General features: G+C 35.4%; 13 protein-coding genes. 2 read left to right on the top strand and 11 right to left on the bottom strand.

Translation table 11 applies throughout. The annotated features are described in order from the left end of the window. Positions 1-172: 172 nt before the first annotated feature. The 7 genes from BR65_RS02370 to dnaE all read right to left on the bottom strand — a co-directional run bounded on the left by BR65_RS02370 (position 173) and on the right by dnaE (position 10,740). On the bottom strand, positions 173-997 hold the full coding sequence (locus BR65_RS02370) for a purine-nucleoside phosphorylase (protein ID WP_023177699.1): 825 nt from the start codon (positions 995-997) through the stop codon (positions 173-175). 25 nt (positions 998-1,022) lie between these two features. Then, a complete protein-coding gene (deoB, locus tag BR65_RS02365) occupies positions 1,023-2,192 on the bottom strand; it encodes a phosphopentomutase (protein WP_034536532.1) in 1,170 nt (389 codons plus the stop codon). A gap of 94 nt (positions 2,193-2,286) precedes the next feature. Continuing rightward, a complete protein-coding gene (gene xerD, locus BR65_RS02360) occupies positions 2,287-3,177 on the bottom strand; it encodes a site-specific tyrosine recombinase XerD (protein WP_023177696.1) in 891 nt (296 codons plus the stop codon). A gap of 102 nt (positions 3,178-3,279) precedes the next feature. After that, positions 3,280-4,167, bottom strand: coding sequence for a CvfB family protein (locus BR65_RS02355; protein WP_034536531.1), 888 nt, complete (start codon positions 4,165-4,167; stop codon positions 3,280-3,282). Positions 4,168-4,407: 240 nt separating this feature from the next. Continuing rightward, the gene (pyk, locus tag BR65_RS02350; protein ID WP_034536529.1) at positions 4,408-6,165 is read right to left on the bottom strand and encodes a pyruvate kinase; all 1,758 of its coding nucleotides are present in this window, start codon (positions 6,163-6,165) and stop codon (positions 4,408-4,410) included. Between the two features lie 59 nt (positions 6,166-6,224). Then, on the bottom strand, positions 6,225-7,187 hold the full coding sequence (gene pfkA / locus BR65_RS02345) for a 6-phosphofructokinase (protein WP_034536527.1): 963 nt from the start codon (positions 7,185-7,187) through the stop codon (positions 6,225-6,227). Between the two features lie 214 nt (positions 7,188-7,401). Then, positions 7,402-10,740 (bottom strand): DNA polymerase III subunit alpha, encoded by a 3,339-nt coding sequence (dnaE, locus tag BR65_RS02340; protein ID WP_034536526.1) that lies wholly within the window; start codon positions 10,738-10,740, stop codon positions 7,402-7,404. A gap of 197 nt (positions 10,741-10,937) precedes the next feature. Here dnaE and BR65_RS02335 point away from each other — a divergent pair, with 197 nt between their 5' ends. Beyond that, the gene (locus BR65_RS02335; RefSeq protein WP_023177688.1) at positions 10,938-11,126 is read left to right on the top strand and encodes a YjzD family protein; all 189 of its coding nucleotides are present in this window, start codon (positions 10,938-10,940) and stop codon (positions 11,124-11,126) included. A 48-nt stretch (positions 11,127-11,174) separates the two neighbouring features. Here the strand turns inward: BR65_RS02335 and clpB are convergent, their stop codons facing one another. The 3 genes from clpB to BR65_RS02320 all read right to left on the bottom strand — a co-directional run bounded on the left by clpB (position 11,175) and on the right by BR65_RS02320 (position 15,120). Further along, positions 11,175-13,787: an ATP-dependent chaperone ClpB gene (clpB, locus tag BR65_RS02330; protein ID WP_034536525.1), complete on the bottom strand. Its 2,613-nt coding sequence runs from the start codon at positions 13,785-13,787 to the stop codon at positions 11,175-11,177. 168 nt (positions 13,788-13,955) lie between these two features. Continuing rightward, entirely contained in the window at positions 13,956-14,285 is a 330-nt protein-coding gene (locus BR65_RS02325) for a metal-sulfur cluster assembly factor (RefSeq protein ID WP_034538581.1), read from the bottom strand. A 73-nt stretch (positions 14,286-14,358) separates the two neighbouring features. Then, entirely contained in the window at positions 14,359-15,120 is a 762-nt protein-coding gene (locus BR65_RS02320; RefSeq protein WP_034536524.1) for a prolyl oligopeptidase family serine peptidase, read from the bottom strand. Between the two features lie 133 nt (positions 15,121-15,253). On the opposite strand from BR65_RS02320, the gene BR65_RS02315 reads away from it, so the two are divergent. Then, complete coding sequence (locus BR65_RS02315) at positions 15,254-16,066, top strand: Cof-type HAD-IIB family hydrolase (protein ID WP_034536523.1); 813 nt, start codon at positions 15,254-15,256, stop codon at positions 16,064-16,066. A 51-nt stretch (positions 16,067-16,117) separates the two neighbouring features. Here the strand turns inward: BR65_RS02315 and BR65_RS02310 are convergent, their stop codons facing one another. After that, entirely contained in the window at positions 16,118-17,014 is an 897-nt protein-coding gene (locus BR65_RS02310) for a YitT family protein (protein ID WP_023177678.1), read from the bottom strand. Positions 17,015-17,114: the final 100 nt, after the last annotated feature.

Below are 17,114 nucleotides of genomic sequence, written 5' to 3'. Positions count from 1 at the left end.
AAGCATCCACACCATTTGTCATACAACCCTATTTGCACACTCTAAAAAATCAAATCTTTCTACTATTCTTCAATTGTATTAAATTAATGAAGAAAAGAGAAACTGCTTAAAAGTTTGGCAACTAGGCCATAACTTCTTCACAGTTCCTCTTTCTATCTAATCAATGATTTTTTTATTTCATTTCTGAAAGAATAGTTTTTACAAAAGCTTTAAATGTATGTTTAACACGCTGTGTTGTTTCTACCACTTCTTCATGATTTAATGTCGCTTGCATGCCAGCAGCTAAATTAGTAATACAAGATATACCGATGACTCTCATACCTGCATGGTTTGCTACAATAACTTCTGGAACAGTAGACATCCCAACAGCATCAGCACCAAATTGACGAACCATTTTTATTTCGGCTGGAGTTTCATAAGTTGGACCAGAAAAACCAATATATACGCCTTCTTTTAAGTCTATATCCATGTTCTTAGCTACAGAACGAACGGTTTCTTGGTAAGCTGCATCATAGGCATGACTCATATCCGTGAAACGCGGTCCCATAGAAGCATCATTTGGTCCTATTAAAGGATTGGTACCAGTATAGTTAATTTGATCTGTGATCATCATTAATTCGCCTGGAGTGAAATCAGTATTGACTCCGCCAGCTGCATTTGTCACGATCAATGAATGGATACCAAGTGCTTTCATTACTCGTATCGGGAAAGTCACTTCTTCTAAAGTATACCCTTCATAAAAATGAAAACGCCCTTGCATAGCTAATACTTTTTTACCGCCCAATGTTCCATATACTAATTGTCCAGCATGTCCTTCTACAGTAGACACAGGAAAATGAGGGATCTTACTATATGAGATCGCAATTGGATTTTCAACTTCGTCCCCTAACTCCCCTAATCCAGAACCTAGAATCAATCCAACTTCTATATCTTGAACACCATTTTCTAAAATATAGCTTTTTGCTTCATTAACTTTCTTTAATAATGCTGTAGTCATAATTTCCTCCATTAATGTATTCTTTTTACTTTAATTCTTCTAAGAAGCTTTTACCAAATCCTGTATCTTGAACACCGAAATTAGCTGCAATAGTAGCACCAATATCTGCAAAATGGCCTCGAGAAATTTCGCCGTGTTCTTTCATTGAAGGAGAATAAGCTAATAAAGGAACATACTCTCTTGTGTGATCCGTTCCAGGTGCAATAGGGTCATTTCCATGATCGGCAGTGATCAATAATAAATCATCTTCTCTTAGTTTGCCAACGATTTCTTCAACACGAGCATCAAATTCATCAATTGCTTGACCATATCCAACAACATCACGACGGTGTCCAAATTTAGCATCAAAATCAACCAAGTTTAAGAAGCTAAGACCTTCAAAATCTTTATCCATAACCGTCAAGAGTTTGTCTACACCATCCATATTGTGTTCTGTGCGTACAGATTCAGTGATGCCTTCTCCGTTATAAATATCATTTATCTTGCCGATTGCAATAACTTCCTTACCGCCTTCGCTTAAATGGTTAAGAACAGTCTTACCAAAAGGATTTAATGCATAATCATGACGTCCACTCGTTCTAGTAAACTGTCCAGGTTTCCCAACATATGGTCGAGCAATGATTCTGCCAATCATGTAAGGATCGTCTTTTGTAATATCTCTGACAAACTGACAGATTCGGTACAGTTCATCTAATGGAATCACATCTTCATGAGCTGCGATCTGTAAAACAGGGTCTGCCGAAGTATAAACGATCAAGTCTCCTGTTTTTAATTGATGTTCCCCATATTCGTCAATAATAGCTGTTCCACTAGCTGGTTTATTCCCTACAATTTTGCGGCCGGAAAAGTCTTCAATTTGTTTTAATAACGCATCTGGGAATCCTTCAGGAAAAACGCGGAAAGGCGTTTGAATGTTTAATCCCATAATTTCCCAATGTCCGGTCATGGTATCTTTACCAACAGATACTTCTTCTAATTTTGTGTAATAGCCTAAGCTGTCAGTAACGCTACGTACACCTTTTAAAGGTTTGATATTTCCTAGACCTAATTCTTCTAAATGAGGTATTGTTAATCCAGCTTCTTGAGCGATATGACCTAATGTGTCGCTTCCTAGATCATTAAATTTATCAGCATCAGGTGCTTCCCCAATACCAACTGAATCCATAACGATTAAATGCACTCTTTTATATGACATTCGTTCTTCATCCTCCTAATTATAGGTTTCTACATTCTCATTATAGTAAAAATAATACGATAAAGCGAGTAAAACTCTATACTCTTTCCAATTTTCAAGCCCTTGGATGATACGTTTTGTAAACGCTTGACATCCTTTGCTTAGTAATGTGCGTGTAAATTTGAGTTGTAGAGATATCCGAGTGCCCCAGCAATTCTTGAACAACTCTTAGATCAGCACCATTTTCAAGCAAATGCGTAGCAAATGAATGACGTAAAGTATGAGGGGTTACTTCTTTTTCTATTCCAGCTTTTTTTACTAGTATTTTTAGATTTTTCCAAACACCTTGCCTAGTTAATTTACGTCCATGATGATTTAGAAATAAATAGGGTGAACGACGGCCTTCTTTTTCCAATTTTGGTCGGCTGTAACGACGATATTTTTCGATCCACTCGATAGCCATATCTCCTAACGGAATAATTCTTTCTTTATCTCCTTTACCAATCGTTTGGATCAATCCTAGTGATAAGTGCAGGTCATCTAATTTTAGTTCTGTTAATTCAGATACACGTAATCCTGTCGCATACATAACTTCGAGCATTGCTCGATCTCTCAATCCTAATGTCTCGCCAGTATTTGGTGTTTCAATCAAAAGATCCACCTCTTTAATAGACAATACTTTTGGTAGTTTTTGCGCCTTCTTAGGCGTATCAATATGAAGCATGGGATCATTTTTAGTTAACTGTTCTTGCTTTAAGAATTGATGAAGCTGTCTTAAACAAGATATCATTCGAATAATTGTGCCAGCAGATTTTTGTTTTTCTTTTAGGTCTTGTAGAAAAGAAAGCACAACATAACGATCAATTTGATCCCAGTGGTTTAATTTACTTTGTTCAATAAATACCATATATTGTCCAATATCTCTTTTGTAACTTTCAATTGTATTTTTTGAAAGACCTCTTTCAATAGTCAAAAAACGGATATACTCTTCTACATCTTCCTTCACTCTATTTACACCTCTATCCAAATTAACCTAAATTATTTATATAAGACGCAAAAGAAGGCAAGGACACTTTGTGAACTGCCTTCTTTCGTTTCTTCTTATTTTTTAGTTTTCTTCTTGGTCGTTCTCGCTGGATTCTTGAACAAGTTTCGTTTCGCCATTTTCTTGTACGATTAAGCGTTGTTTCATCAAGTTTCCAATTGCTCGTTTAAACTGACCTTTACTGATTCCAAATCGCTCCGAAATATCTTCTGGTGAGCTTTTATCAGTATATGGAAAGCTATCTGTTTTAGTTCGTTCTAATATGGCCATCAACATTGCAGCATCGTCGCCGATAGCTTCATAAGCACGAGGCATTAGAGATACATTGATCACACCATCTGGTCTAACACCGATGACACGACCGGACACAACTTCTCCTAAACGAGGTTCATCTTTGCGTTCTGAAGGATGCACGAAACCAATTTGGTTGTCTTCAGTCAAAATAAACGTTCCAATAACTTTTAAACGATACGCTGTTCCTTTGATGTTTTGGTTGATCAATTCTTCTGTTCCTTTTTTAGCTAATGATTGGAACACTTCATCTCCTGCTAGTTCTCCCCACATACGGTCTTTATCGTCTACTCGTATCGTTATCAGTAAACGATCACCTTTTTTAGGCCATAAATGCTTAATGGTCGGTAATTCGTCAAGTGAAACGACCAATTCTTTGTCAGGCAGACCTACATCTACAAATACTCCTAAATCTTTACGTGTATCAATAACGGTACCCCATGCATAATGACCCACTTGTACTTTAGGAAGTTCTTGAGTTAACATAAAGTCTTTATCCATTGAGATATAAGCAAAACCTTCTACTGTATCGCCTAGTTTGTAATCCATTCCTTCAGTTTTATCTAATTTGTACGTTACGCCATCTTTTTGTACAAAAAATGCGTCCTCGTTTACATCAGTAACAAGTCCTGTGATAATTTTTCCTAATGATTGATTCATATTTTTTCCTCCATAAGTTTAGATCTATTATTTGGTAGTGATTCTTTAATCATTCCTCTACAGTTTATATGAAAAAGACAAGGAATGAAAGAATGTTGAAAAGATTCGATATAAGTTTACCATAATCATTTTATGTAAACTAACTATTGTTTTATATTTCAAAAAAAAACTCCCTATCGGATTTAAAAATCAATCCTCAAGAGAGTTTTGTTCATTTAAATTTTTAAGTTTTATTAGCTATTAGATAGCTGTTGTAGCTCCACGGTAGACGATTCCACGACGTGAATCAACAGTAATTAATTCATCATTTTTAATAAGAGTCGTAGCATTTTCAACATTCACAATTACTGGAATGCTCATTGCAATAGCAATAACAGCTGCATGACTAGTTAAGCCACCTTGTTCTACTACTAAAGCTGATGATTTTTCAATTGCTGGCAAGTAGTCTTTATCTGTTGTTTTCACAACTAAAATTCCACCTTCTACAGCATTTTTATTTGCTTCTTCAGCACTTGTTGCGACAGTTGCTTTACCAATAACTGCCTCTGTTCCAACACCTTGGCCGCTAGCTAATTTAGTTCCAATTAATTGGATTTTCATTAAGTTAGTTGTGCCACGTTCGCCAACTGGTACACCGGCAGTAATGATGATTAAATCTCCTGCAGTAGCAAATCCAGTTTCTTGAGCAATTTTAGTTGCTAAATTGAACATATCATCAGTTGAACCTGGTTTTTCAGAAACAACTGGAGAAACTCCCCAAGTTAATGCTAAACCGCGCATTTGACGTTCTGTAAATGTAACAGCAACAATATTAGCTTTTGGACGGTATTTTGCGATCATACGTGCAGTATGTCCAGATTCAGTAGCTGCAACAATTGTTTGAATGTTCAAGTTACGTGCAGTATGTCCTACTGATTGACCAATAGCTTCAGTCATATCTGTTTGGCTGTAAGCTTTTAATGCAAATGCATCCTGGTTTACTAATGCTTCTTCAGTACGTACAGCAATACGTGCCATAGTTTGTACAGCTTCAATTGGGTAATCCCCAGCAGCAGTTTCACCTGAAAGCATGATAGCATCTGTACCATCAAAAATAGCATTAGCTACGTCACTTGCTTCAGCACGTGTTGGACGTGGGTTTTGTTGCATTGAGTCAAGCATTTGTGTAGCAGTAATAACTGGTTTACCAGCTTGATTACATTTTTGGATAAGAGCTTTTTGAACAATAGGAACTTCCTCTGTAGGAATTTCAACTCCTAAGTCTCCACGAGCAACCATTAATCCATCAGAAACTTTTAAGATTTCATCAATGTTGTCTACGCCTTCTTGGTTTTCAATTTTAGGAATGATTTGAACATGAGTCATGTTTTCTTCTTCTAAAATTTGAGTGATTTCTAATACGTCACTAGCACGACGTACAAAACTTGCTGCGATGTAATCAATATCATTCTTTAGACCAAAACGAATATCAGCAGCATCTTTATCAGTGATTCCTGGTAAATTAACAGATACACCTGGTACGTTTACGCCTTTTTTATTCTTTAATGTTCCTGGATTCTTAACTAAAACAACAATTTCACCATTTGCATGATCTAAATCAGTTACTTCAAGGTCCACTAAACCATCATCTAGTAAAATATGAGTACCGGGATTTACGTCATTGATTAATTCAGGATAAGTAATTGAGAATTTTTCTTTTGTTCCTTCAACTTCTGTCATTGAGATACGAACAACGTCTCCTTCTTCAAAGTCAACACGGCCATCTTTCATGTTGTGTGTACGCATTTCAGGACCTTTTGTATCTAATAGAATAGCTACCATTTTACCGGTACGTTTTGATGCTTCACGAATATTGTTGATACGTGCTCCATGTTCCTCAAAGTCACCATGTGAAAAGTTTAAACGGGCTACGTTCATACCTGCATCTATCATTTGAGTTAGTTGTTCAACCGTTTCACTTGCTGGACCAATCGTACATACAATTTTTGTTTTTTTCATTCTATTATCTCTCCTAACAGCAATTTTTATTACAATTATTTATAAGTTTGTAATTTCTTTTAATAAGATATTTCTTGATTTAATTTATACAAGCTAACATCAGGCATGTGTTTGCCGCTTTTTAGCGTTTCAACAATATCATTTTCAACAATTTTGTTGTCTACGATTCCGATACATAATCCGCCTTTACCAGCTTTCAATAAATCAACTGCTCTTGCACCGAAAACACTTGATAATACTCGGTCACGAGCTGTTGGAGATCCTCCACGTTGAACATGTCCTAAAACAGTAACGCGTGCTTGATAGTCTCCATATTTTGATAATTCTTCTGCAAAGTCATTGCCGTTCATAACACCTTCGGCAAGAATAACAATACTATGTTTTTTACCGCGTTCACGGCCTCTTTGGATCGTGTTAGCAATGTCTTCCATATTAAATTCTGTTTCAGGAATGATAATTTGTTCTGCTCCGCCTGCTACACCTGTCCATAATGCGATGTCTCCTGCGTTACGGCCCATAACTTCAATAATAAAAGTACGAACGTGACTTGTTGCAGTGTCGCGAATTTTATCGACAGAATCTAGTACGGTATTAATAGCCGTATCAAAACCAATACAGAAATCAGTACCTGGGATATCGTTATCAATTGTACCTGGTAATGCTACTGTTGGATAGCCGTGTTTCGTTAAAGCAGAAGCTCCCATATAAGAACCATCTCCACCAATAACGACTAAACCTTCAATCCCAAATTTATTCAGTTGTTCAATACCTTTTAGTTGACCTTCTTCAGTAGCAAATTCAGGATAACGAGCAGAATAAAGGAACGTTCCACCTCTTGAAATCTTATCACCTACATCTCTACGAGTCAACTTGCGTATATCACCAGCTACTAAACCAGCGTAACCATAGTTAATGCCGTATACTTCCATTCCTTCATAAAGACCTTTACGTACAACAGCTCGAATAGCTGCATTCATTCCTGGAGCATCTCCACCACTTGTCAAAACAGCAATACGTTTCATATTGACTTCACCTCATAAAATAGATTAAAGTAAATAGCTCTTCTAAACAACTTATAACCACCATTATCTAAAAAACTTTTTTACTCATTACACTTAATTCTAGTACAAACGATTCTTTTTTAAACTTACTTTCATAAGCTCACCTGTTATTCTACCACTTTTATACCGTCTTGTCCTTTTAAAAATAGCATTTCACTAAAAAAATCATTTAACTTTAATTATTTTTAATAACAATGTTTTCTTTTCCAAGAAGGTTTTCTAATTCTTCAATTAATTCAGGTGTATCATTGATCCAACTTTCCTCTGCTAAACCAATCTTCTTATTCGATTGCACATAGTACAATACGACAGGTATGTTTCCTTTAGATCTCATCATTACATTTTTCATTTTTTCTAATGTTTCATTGTTATTCTGTTCTTCTTGTATCCGAATAAAACATTTTTTATCCGTTTGATTGCCAGCTATTTTTTCCACATCATCCATTTGATTAACAATGATTTGCGGTATACCCTCACGTTTTGATTCTACTTTTCCTTCTACATACAAAACGGTTTTATCCGTAAGCAACTCAATAAATTGACGGTATTTTGTAGGGAATAATGTTAAAGAACAATCTCCAGAAGTATCACTAATGGTCACAAAAGCCATTGGTTCACCTTTTTTTGTTGTAATTTTGTGAATGTTTTTGATTGAACCAATTATTCTGCTTGTTTTTCCAATTGTTAACTCATTTATATATACAATTTGTTTCCAAGGCCGTACTGAATCGTATTTCTCAGTTGGATGCCCTGATAGATACGTTCCTAAAAAGTGTTCTTCATTTTCTAACTTCTCTTCGATTGTTAAGTCAGGAGCAGATTCATATTTGGGTTTTAGTAATTCAAATAAATCAATATTATTCCCACTCATTTGCACACTTTGAATGATGCCTTCGATCGATGCCAAAAGTGTTCCTCGAGAGTGCTCAAACTGATCAAATGCGCCAACATAGATTAATGGTTTGATGTATTCTGGCTTCAACCATTTCTTATCTAGTCTTTTAAGAAAATCAATTAAATCTTTGTACTTTCCATCATTCTTCCGATTCGTAATCATGTCGTCAATCATATCTCTTCTCAGCCCTTTTATAGAACTAAAGCCAAAAAGAATTTGGCTATTAATTAAAGAAAACCCGCCAAAACTAGCATTAATGTCTGGTGAAAGAACTTTGATGGCTCTTTTTTTCGCTTCGATAATATATTCTTTCATTTTAGTAGAATTATTTAAAGCTGAGTTTAATAAAGCTACGAAAAAAGCATTAGGATAATGGGCCTTTAAATACGCCATTTGATAAGCGATAAAAGAATACGCTACTGCATGTGACCGGTTAAAACCATAGTTAGCAAATCGTTCAATGTAATCATAAACTTGCATGGCAACTTCTGGGGTGTACCCTAACTTAGCGGCACCACTAGTAAAATGTTGTCGTTCTTTATCAATAATGCTTTTTTGTTTTTTTCCGATCGCTCTTCGTAAAATATCCGCTTGTCCTAACGTGTAGCCTCCCATTCTGGCAGCTACTTGCATAACTTGTTCTTGATAAACCATTACACCATAAGTGACAGACAGGATCTCTGAAAGAGATTCATGAGGGTATACAATTGGAAGTACACCTTTCTTTCTTTTGATAAACGTATCGATCTGTTCCATAGGACCGGGACGATACAATGCATTCACAGCTGCTATATCTTCCATAGAAGATGGCTCTAACCTGCGCAATACGCTTTTAATCCCCGCTGATTCAAATTGAAAGATCCCTACCATATCTCCTTTTCGAAATAATTGAAGTGTCTCTTGATCTTGCATAGGTATGTTTAACAAATTTAATCGCTTGCCAGTCTCTCTTTGGACAAGTTTTAATGCATTATCTATAATAGATAAATTCTTCAAACCTAAGAAATCCATTTTCAACAATCCAATTTCTTCTACATTCCCCATAGGGTACTGCGTTAAAAAAATCTCGCCTCCACCTTTTTGTAAAGGAACGTATTGAGTTAAGGGCTTATCACTGATGACTACACCTGCAGCATGAGTTGAAATATGTCGAGGCAAACCTTCAATTTTTTTGGCCGTTTCAAACAAAAGTGTATTTTTTTCGTTTTCTTCAACCAGTTTTCTTAACGTTGCAGATTGTTTAAAAGCTTTTTCTAAAGTAATGCCAAGCACACTTGGAATAGCTTTAGACCAAACGTTCGCTTCGGAAGGACTCAAACCAAATACTCGGGATACATCTTTCAAAGCCATTTTAGCAGCTAAAGTGCCGAACGTTGCGATTTGAGCTACATGATTCTTACCATACTTATTTCTGACATATTGCAATATTTCCTCTCGCCGATTATCAGGAAAATCCAAATCGATATCCGGCATTGTATAACGTTCTTCATTTAAAAACCGTTCAAATAACAGATCATATTCAATTGGATCCACATCTGTAATTCCAAGTAAATAAGCGACCAAAGAACCCGCTGCTGAACCCCTGCCTGCTCCAGTAACAATTTTCACTTTATGAGCATATGCCATGACATCCCATACAATTAAGAAATAATCTTCGAATCCCATTTTTCCAATGACGGTTAATTCATATTCTAAGCGATCGATATAGCGTTTATCCGGTTCGGATACTCTTTTTTCTAAACCAATCAGACACTGTTCTTTTAAAAATGCCGTTGTCGATTTCTCGGTTGGCAAAGGAAATTTTGGTAGCAATTGTTGGTGCAAAACAATCTCACTAGTTATCATATCAGCAATAGCGTTTGTTCTTTGAGCTTCTTCTGCTAAGTCATTCTCTTTGAATTGTTTTTCCACTAAACTACTCTCAGGTAAAAAATAATCTCCATTTATAGAAGCATTTTGGATTGAAAGGGCTTCTCCCTTATCAATCGCTCTTAAAGCAGCCGTACTAAACTCATCATCTGCATCAATATACCGAATATCTTGTAAAGCCACAGTAGGTGTTCCAGTATCTCGAGATACCTCATTCAATTTATTTTTTATTGATTTCAGCTTTAGATGAAGTTGAACACCTATATAAAACTGATTTTTTGGAAATGTTTTTTGCCATTTTTTTATAACTGTTGCAGCTGACTCTGCGTCATCTTTAAATAAAAAAGATTCAGCTTCTCCTGTTTCCCCAGGTGTGATTGCAATTAAGTCCTGACTGTATTGTTCTATTTGATCGACAGTCAACCGCTCATTTTCAGCTAAAAGCATTTTTTTGCTTGAAAGAATCATCAAATTTTCATAGCCTTTAGCATTTTTCGCTAATAAAATGATTGAATGATTTTCTTCGCTTTTTACAATACCGCCAACATCTAGGGTTAATCCTAAAATAGGTTTAATCTGGTGTTTTTTACACATTTTGTAAAAGTCTACCAACCCATATAAAATATTGTGATCAGTAAGAGCAATGGCTTGATAACCTCTTTCTTTAGCCTTAATGACTAATTCTTCAATCGAAATGGTGCTTTGTAATAAACTATAAGAACTCATTACTTGTAATTGTACAAATGACATTTTGTCACCCCATTCTAACTCTCTGTTTCTTATTATACCCTTCTCTGATTCGTATACGCAAACCTTCTAAAAGGAACTTACTTTTCTTCGCCACTCTCTTAAATTAGAATACCACAAATACTTTTTCTTCTTACTTTTTCCTTTACAAAATTTTTGAAAATGCTAAAATGAATGTGTAAAAGAAGAGAGGTCAAATTATGAAATATCTAGTTACATTATTCTGGGGATTCTTTATTGGTCAAGCTGTAAATTATATTGGAGCTTCATTATCAAGCAGCTCATATAACTTCGTTACAGCATCACTGATTGGATTATTTATTGGGTTAATGGTGATATTAATTGCTAAAACTTTTTCAGAACCAAAACGCGAACACGCAACTAAATAAGATCAATTAAACAAAAAAAAGACATTCAATCGAATGTCTTTTTTTTGTTTAATCATCTAACAGTTGTGTTTCATAGGATAAGTGGTCATCTTTTAACGTAATGGTTACTTTAGATTTCGGTAGAATTTCGCCAGAAATAATACCTTTGGCTAAAGGTGTTTCTACTTGTTTCGTAATAAATCGTTTTAATGGTCTTGCTCCATACATCGGATCATAAGCTTTTTCGGCTATCCAAACTTGTGCTTCTCCAGAAATCGTTAACTCAATGTCTTGATCAGCTAAGCGGACAGCTAAATCGTGGATTAATTTAAGAATAATTTTTTTCACAACTTGTAAGCCTAAAGGAGCAAAAAGAATAGTGTCATCGATCCTATTTAAAAACTCAGGTTTAAAGGATGTTTTTAACAGCGATAATACCTGTTCTTTAGTTGAGTCTTTAATTTGTCCTTGGTCATCTGTACCTTCTAATAATAGATCAGACCCAATATTACTTGTCATAATCAAAACAGTGTTTTTAAAATCGACCATTCTGCCTTTTGAGTCAGTCAATCGACCATCATCTAATACTTGTAATAAAATATTGAAAACATCTGGATGAGCCTTTTCAATTTCATCTAACAAAACAATGGTATAAGGACTTCTCCGGACAGCTTCAGTCAATTGTCCACCTTCATCATAACCGACGTAACCAGGTGGTGCACCTATCAATCTTGAAACAGTATGTTTCTCCATATACTCACTCATGTCAATCCGGACCATATGATCTTGTGAGTCAAATAAATTGTCAGCTAATGCTTTTGCCAATTCTGTTTTCCCAACCCCAGTTGGTCCTAAAAATAGGAATGAACCTAGCGGACGATTAGGATCTTGGATGCCAGCTCTAGCCCTTATAACCGCATCTGATACGCTTTGTACCGCTTCATCTTGACCAATGACACGCTCATTTAATGATTCATCTAAGTGCATCAATTTTTCGCGTTCGCCTTTAATCAACTTACTAACAGGAATACCCGTCATTCGACCAATAACTACAGCAATTTCTTCTTCTGTAACCGATTCTTGTACCAGTCTAACTTGATTATCTTGATCAGCTAATTGTTGCTCTTCGAGTTTTTTTAGTTCTGTCTCTAAAGCAGGTATTTGTCCATGTCTCAAGACAGCAGCTCGCTCCAAATCATAATTGCCTTCTGCTTCTTCTAATTCATGACGTGCTTTTTCAATTTCAGCACGTTTATCGCGTAGTTTAGCTACTTCTTCTTTTTCAGTTTCCCATTTCATTTTCAGCTGGTTCGCTTCTTCACGTAAATTGGATAATTCTTCTTGAATAATAGCCAATCTGCGCATGCTAGCGTCATCTTTCTCTTTTTTCAATGCAGCTTCTTCTATTTCTAACTGCATCAACCGGCGAGAAACTTGATCCAATTCAGTGGGTCTTGAATTCATTTCAACTCGAATGGTAGCACAAGCTTCATCTATTAGATCAATTGCTTTATCTGGTAAAAAACGATCTGTAATGTAACGGTTGGATAGCGTTGCCGCAGCCACTAAAGCGTTATCGTGAATATTTACGCTATGGTGAATTTCAAACCGTTCTTTTAGTCCTCTTAAAATACTAATGGTTTCTTCTACTGTAGGTTCATCAACAAGTACTTTTTGGAAACGTCTTTCAAGTGCTTTATCTGACTCCATGTATTTTCGATATTCATCTAATGTTGTCGCACCAATACAATGCAGTTCTCCACGAGCCAGCATCGGTTTTAATAAGTTTCCTGCATCCATACTGCCTTCTGTTTTCCCGGCGCCTACAATTGTGTGGATCTCATCAATAAATAAGATGATGTTCCCTTCGCTTTTCTTCACTTCTTTTAGAACTGCTTTTAAGCGTTCTTCAAATTCTCCACGGTATTTAGCACCTGCAATCAAAGAACCCATGTCTAATGAAAAAATGGTTTTTCCTTTTAAATTTTCGGGTACATCTTTTCGAACGATTCGTTGAGCCAACCCTTCAATAATAGCGGTTTTACCAACACCAGGTTCTCCAATCAATACCGGATTGTTCTTCGTTTTACGAGATAAAATCCGAATAACATCTCTAATCTCATCATCTCTACCTATAACAGGATCTTGGTTTCCGCTTTTTACGGCTTTAACTAGATCCGTACCGTATTTTTCAAGTGCTTGATAAGTTTCTTCTTGATTTTGTGAGGTCACGCGATCTCCTCCTCTTATTTTTTCAATTTCATTTTTTAAATTCTTTTCAGTTAACCCATTCTTCAATAGATACTTAGTTAAAGAATGATTTTTTAATTTCATAAGTGCCAATAAGACGATCTCAGTAGAAAGAAAGTCATCTTTAAATGTAGCTCTTAATTTATCTGCTTCTGTTAATAAATTATATAGGTTTTGACTCATTCCTTGTCCATATTGAACATTAGAGCCTTCAACAGTTGGGTAATAATCCAATTCTTGATCAATATAAGATTCAAAATCCTCTGTATTGATCCCTAACGATTGATAAAGCCCACGTGCAAAATGATCAGGCGTTAAAAAGATCTTCCATAAATGGAGAAGATCTATTTCTTGATGTTTTCTAGTTACAGCAATATTTTGAGCTTCGCCAAGGGTTTGTTGCATCGTAGTAGTCATTTTTTCTATATCCATAGAAACCCCTCCTTGATTTACTAATGTTAGTATACTTCATTGGTCAGTAAAGGTCAAATAAAAATAATTGGAATTTTGACTAATTTATTCATTTATTTTTTAACCATTATTTGTACGGTTAATGTTAAAAATCTTACCCCAATTTTTATCATTAGAGTAAACTTTTCTTTATCTTATACCTAAAGCAATCCGGGCATAGCGGCTCATTTTACTTGTATCCCAAGCAGGATACCAAACTAATTTCACTTCGGTTGAAGAAATTTCAGGTATCGACTGTATAGCTTTCATGATGTCATCGGTAATAGTATCTGCCAAAGGACAACCCATAGTCGTTAACGTTAATTTTATCACACAGTGTTTTTCTTCGCTTACTTCAACTCCGTAAATTAATCCCAAGTTCACAATATCAATGTTCAGTTCAGGATCAATGACTTGCTCTAAAGCTGCTAATATGCGTTCTTTCAGATTTTCCAATTGATTTTCTTTAGTTGTTTCCATAGGTTGAGCACCTTCTCTTTTTGACTTGATTTTACCAAAATCAAAGTCTTTCAGCAAGAGATTGTGAATGTTTTTATAAATGTTTTTCGAAAAAATTAGCTGTTTCAACAGATATCATATAAGGAACATGATGGCCTTGACCTTCAGTTGTTGTAAAACTCACATGTTTTCCATACTCTTGATCTTTGATTCTTTTGTAGAAATCAAACGTCGGTTGGTAAGGGACTAAATCATCATCTTCATCATGCCAAAAATGAACGAATTTCCCATCAATTTTTTCAGGTTGCATATCAAGCGAAATAGGTTTTAACGACTCGATTGCATGAGCAAATTGTTCAGATTCAAAATCGATTTCTACTCCTATTTGCCATTTGGAAGTTAATAACCATTTTGAGAAAGGAATTGGAGACGGACTTCCCATTAAGACAACAGCCGTTTTTATCCAAGGATATTGCGTTAACAAAGCACATGTGGTCACGCCACCCATTGATAAACCAGACACTCCGATTTGTTCTTGATCTGCTAGACCAACTTCGACGTAATGCTCTATTAAAGCTGGAAACTCCATTACATTGTGTTGAACAACATCCCAAAACTCCATACTTCTCTCGGTTACTGGTGCTCCTTGACTTCTTTCTCCATGCAAATAAGCTTCTGGTATCAAGACACGGAATCCTTTTTTAGCAATCTCATAACCATGAACTAAAGAGCTTTCTTTATAATTTGTCCAACCATGATAAAAAACAACAGTGGGCAATTTTTGGTCTATTAATTCCGTTGAAACAACTTCTAGTACCGGTATCTCATTAATGTATTCATGTTTTACTGTTATCATTTATCTATCCTCTTTCTATATTTATTCTTATAGACTTTGTGGTACACTATTCGTAAAGGTTCTATAAAATAAGTGTATCATAAAAGAAAACTAGAAGCTTTTATAAACCTAAATGAATAGTCGGAGGATTTTGATGAATAAAAAATTAATTGCTCTTGATTTAGATGGCACTACCTTAAACAATCGTTCAGAAATTTCGGTTAGAACTCAAAATGTTTTAACAACTTTACGAAATGCCGGTCACATCGTTTCAATCGTAACGGGCAGGCCTTACCGTAATAGCAAACAATTTTACACCCAATTAGGAATGGAAACGCCAATCGTAAACTTTAATGGTGCTTTGTGTCACTTACCAAATCAATTAAATTGGGAATCACAATACCATAAAACATTGGATCGTGAAATTGCGCTAGATATGCTGACTTTAAAAAAAGATTTAGATATTCATTTGATTGCAGCAGAACTGAGAGATACAGTCTTTGCAGACAACTACTTTGTTCCTTATAGCGATTTCTTTCCAGAAGGAAAAAAAGGCGCTTCTAAATTAACAGCATCTAGCTTGAAAGAAGACCCTACTGCTGTTTGTGTTTTTACAGATGCAGAAAATCAAGCTTATATTATTGAAAAAGTTACAGCTCGTTATGGAAACGCTGTTGAAATTAGAACATGGGGCGGACAAACGCCTTGTTTAGAGATCGTAGCAGCAGGAGTACAAAAAGCATTAGGTGTTGAACGTATTGCCCAAGTATACGGTGTGAAGCAAAAAGATATCATTGCTTTTGGGGATGAAGACAATGATTATGAAATGATTCAATATGCTGGTCATGGCGTAGTGATGAAAAACGGGATTGATTCTTTAAAACAAATTTCAAATGATATAACAGAAAAAACCAACAATGAAGAAGGTTTAGCTCATTATTTAGAAAACTATTTTGGATTGATTTAAAGTCAAAAAGAAACAGGATGTCCGTTCAAATTGAACGGCACCCTGTTTCTTTTATTTTTTCATTAAAGATTCTTTTTGTCGGTCTGAACTCCAAAACTCGCCTAACACTTTATTCGTTTCCATAAAGTTGACGAAAGCTGACGCATCTGCTTCTCTAACAGCTTGTTCTAATTCATACATTTCATATCGAGTGATAACCATCATTAAGATAGAACGATCGGTTTTTGAATAAGCACCTTTAGCAGGAATAATCGTAATCCCTCTTATCAACTTTCCATGTATTTCTTTCACTAAAGCATCCGGTTCATTGGTCACAATCATAGCCGTAATTTTTTGATGACTGGTGTGTATTGTATCAATCATTTTGGTCATCACATAAATCGACACCAAAGTATAAAGAGCATATTCCCATCCGTATAAAACACCGGCTGATGAAACGATAAGTAAATTCATTGCAAATGTTAATGTACCAATAGATCTACCCGTAGTTTTAGCTAATACCATTGAAATAATATCCATTCCGCCAGTTGAAAAACCGTATTTTAATGCAAAACCAATTCCAGTTCCACTAATAATCCCTCCAAATAAAGCGTTCATCATAGGATCATTCGTCAGTGGATTAATCGGCAAAAGAACCGTAAAAAACGAAATCAAAATAGACGTCATAAAACTGTATAATGTGAAATTTCTCCCCACTTTAAACCATCCAAGTAACGCGATAGGAATATTAAATACAAGTATTAATATACCCGTATCAATAAGGATGCCTGAAGAATTGTCTAATACACCCGATAATAATTGCGCAATTCCGTTAATACCCGAAGCATAAATATTGGCTGGTATTAAAAAATTGTTTAATGCGATTGCATTTGTGATAGCTGCGAAAAAGATAAAAAAGATTTTTTTTGCTTGTTCAATCCAAAAATTCGGCGTTTTTAACTGTGTCATCTCATAACTCCTTATATACTTAATCAAACAAGAATAACAAGATTTTTCTTATTAATAAAGAAAAAAATTTTTTTCTTCATTACACTCTCATTTGTATCCG

The organism is Carnobacterium inhibens subsp. inhibens DSM 13024 (assembly GCF_000746825.1).
GTDB lineage: Bacteria > Bacillota > Bacilli > Lactobacillales > Carnobacteriaceae > Carnobacterium_B > Carnobacterium_B inhibens.
The sequence above is the reverse complement of the archived record's forward strand: the minus strand, read 5'-3'. Positions and strand labels throughout refer to the sequence as shown.